Source organism: Proteus sp. MB838 (assembly GCF_054767435.1).
Map to the genome: position 1 here is coordinate 1 of NZ_BAABMO010000085.1, position 3,027 is coordinate 3,027.

Annotated in this window: 3 protein-coding genes; all 3 read left to right on the forward strand. The window is 41.5% G+C overall.

The window, feature by feature from the left end:
• On the forward strand, positions 1-1,310 hold a 1,310-nt coding region (locus tag ACYUCW_RS17910), incomplete at its 5' end, for an acetate--CoA ligase (RefSeq protein WP_460409167.1).
• Positions 1,311-1,474: 164 nt separating this feature from the next.
• A complete protein-coding gene (locus ACYUCW_RS17915; protein ID WP_004246621.1) occupies positions 1,475-1,786 on the forward strand; it encodes a DUF485 domain-containing protein in 312 nt (103 codons plus the stop codon).
• Positions 1,783-3,027 (forward strand): sodium:solute symporter family transporter (locus tag ACYUCW_RS17920; RefSeq protein WP_460409168.1); only part of this gene is annotated, 1,245 nt, incomplete at its 3' end. The genes ACYUCW_RS17915 and ACYUCW_RS17920, both read left to right, overlap by 4 nt.

Sequence of the window (3,027 nt, forward strand, 5' to 3'; positions counted from 1 at the left end):
TTGTGGTCTTACGTCGAACAGGGCAAACAGAACAATGGATTGAAGGACGCGATTTATGGTGGGATGAAATTGTTCAAGGCGTCAGTACAGAATGTGATGTGGAAGTCATGAACGCAGAAGATCCACTCTTTATTCTCTACACATCAGGCTCTACGGGGAAACCCAAAGGCGTGTTGCACACCACTGGCGGTTATCTTGTTTATGCCTCAACGACCTTTAAATACACCTTTGACTATCATGATGGTGAGATTTATTGGTGTACAGCGGATGTCGGTTGGGTAACTGGCCATAGCTACTTGTTATATGGCCCGCTATCAAATGGTGCCACAACAGTGATGTTTGAGGGAGCCCCCAATTACCCCTCAGTCAATCGTATGGCCCAGATTGTTGATAAACACCAAGTTAATATTCTCTATACCGCACCTACTGCGATCCGCGCATTAATAGCGGAAGGAGACAAAGCCATTGAAGGTACGCAACGAACCTCTTTACGCATTTTAGGCTCAGTAGGAGAGCCTATTAACCCAGAAGCTTGGGAATGGTTTTATCAAAAAATGGGACGTAGCCAATGCCCTATTGTTGATACATGGTGGCAAACAGAAACAGGAGGTTTCATGATAACCCCATTGCCGGGAGCAATGGATCTAAAACCAGGCTCAGCGACTCGTCCATTCTTTGGTGTACAACCTGCAATTGTTGACAATATGGGGGAAATACAAGACGGTGCTTGTGAAGGTAATTTGGTGATCGTAGATTCATGGCCGGGCCAAGCAAGAACATTATTTGGCGATCATGACCGTTTTGAACAGACTTACTTTTCGACCTTTAAAGGCATGTACTTTTCAGGTGACGGTGCCCGTCGTGATGAGGACGGTGATTATTGGATAACAGGCCGTGTTGATGATGTTTTAAATATCTCTGGTCACCGTTTAGGTACTGCCGAAATTGAATCCGCACTTGTCGCCCATCCTAAAATTGCAGAAGCGGCTGTTGTTGGTATTCCCCATAATATAAAAGGACAAGCTATTTATGCTTATGTCACGCTAAATCATGGTGAAGAGCCTACGGCAGAACTTTATACAGAAGTGCGCAATTGGGTACGTAAAGAGATAGGCCCAATAGCAACACCTGATATCCTTCATTGGACAGATGCCTTACCTAAAACACGCTCTGGGAAAATTATGCGTCGTATCTTGCGTAAAATTGCCTCTGGCGACACAACTAACCTTGGAGATACCTCAACACTCGCCGATCCAGGCGTTGTAGAAAAACTGTTAGAAGAAAAACAGTCTCTATCACTGACCATTTAAAGTGCTAGTGCTCAAATAATACAGCAGTCAATAAAACCGGAATACTACTATGCAAAGGCATTTTATGCCTTTGCAGGGCTCTCTTATCACAAATTCATGACATGCGGGGATAAACACCTCTAAATCATGTAATAAACCAAATAATTATTTTGAGGAGAACTCTGATGAATCCCAATATTTATCAAGAGATAGAAAATAACCCTCGCTTTAAAGAACTGGTTAAAAAACGTAGTCGTTTCTCATGGGGACTTTCGATTATTACACTTGTTATGTATGTCTCATTTATATTGCTGATTGCTTTTTATCCACAATGGTTAGGTACACCGCTCTATGAAGGCAGTTACATTACACGAGGTATTCCTATCGGTATTGGCTTAATTATCGCCTCTTTTCTACTAACAGGGATTTACGTTATTAGAGCAAATACAGAGTTTGACAAATTAACGGCAGAAATTCTTGGTGAGGTAGAAAAATGAAAAATAAACACTACGCCATATCACTATTAACGTTATTATCCCCCAATGTATTAGCCGCAGCGATAACAGAAGGGGGTGAAAAACAGCCAATTAACTTCCAAGCCATTATCATGTTTCTGATCTTTGTTGGCTTAACACTGTATATTACTTACTGGGCCTCTAAACGAACACGATCACGGTCTGATTATTACACTGCGGGTGGCAAAATTACCGGATTTCAAAATGGTATGGCTATCGCTGGTGATTTTATGTCTGCCGCCTCCTTTTTAGGAATTTCAGCGTTAGTATACACTTCTGGCTATGATGGACTTATCTACTCTATTGGCTTTTTAATCGGCTGGCCAATCATTCTATTTATTATCGCTGAACGTTTGCGTAATTTAGGACGCTATACTTTTGCTGATGTTGTCTCTTACCGTTTAAGTCCAAAGCCCATTAGAACACTTTCTGCAATAGGTTCATTAGTTGTTGTTGCCCTCTATCTTATTGCTCAAATGGTAGGGGCGGGTAAATTAATCGAGCTGCTTTTTGGCTTAAACTACCATATTGCGGTGATCTTAGTCGGTATTTTAATGGTTCTTTATGTCCTTTTTGGCGGCATGTTAGCCACCACTTGGGTACAAATAATCAAAGCCATTTTATTACTCGCCGGTGCAACTTTTATGGCGGTCATGGTAATGAAAGCGGCAGACTTTAACTTCAATACTTTGTTTAAAGAAGCTGTTAACGTCCATCAAAAAGGCTTTTCTATCATGAGTCCAGGAGGATTAGTTTCTGATCCTATCTCTGCATTATCCTTAGGTCTTGCCTTAATGTTTGGTACCGCAGGACTTCCCCACATTATCATGCGCTTTTTTACCGTTAGCGATGCAAAAGAGGCTCGTAAAAGTGTTTTCTATGCGACAGGTTTTATCGGTTATTTCTATATTCTTACTTTTATTATTGGTTTCGGGGCTATCTTACTCGTTAGCCCTAATCCTCTGTTCAAAGATGCCGCTGGTGCTTTAATTGGTGGCACCAATATGGCCGCTGTTCATTTAGCGGATGCTGTTGGTGGTAATTTCTTCCTTGGTTTTATTTCTGCAGTCGCTTTTGCCACTATTTTAGCCGTTGTTGCAGGATTAACTTTAGCGGGTGCATCTGCCGTTTCTCATGATTTATACGCCAATGTAATTAAAAATGGCCAAGCAGATGAACGACAAGAGCTAAAAGTTTCGAAAATAACGGTTGTTATTCTCGGC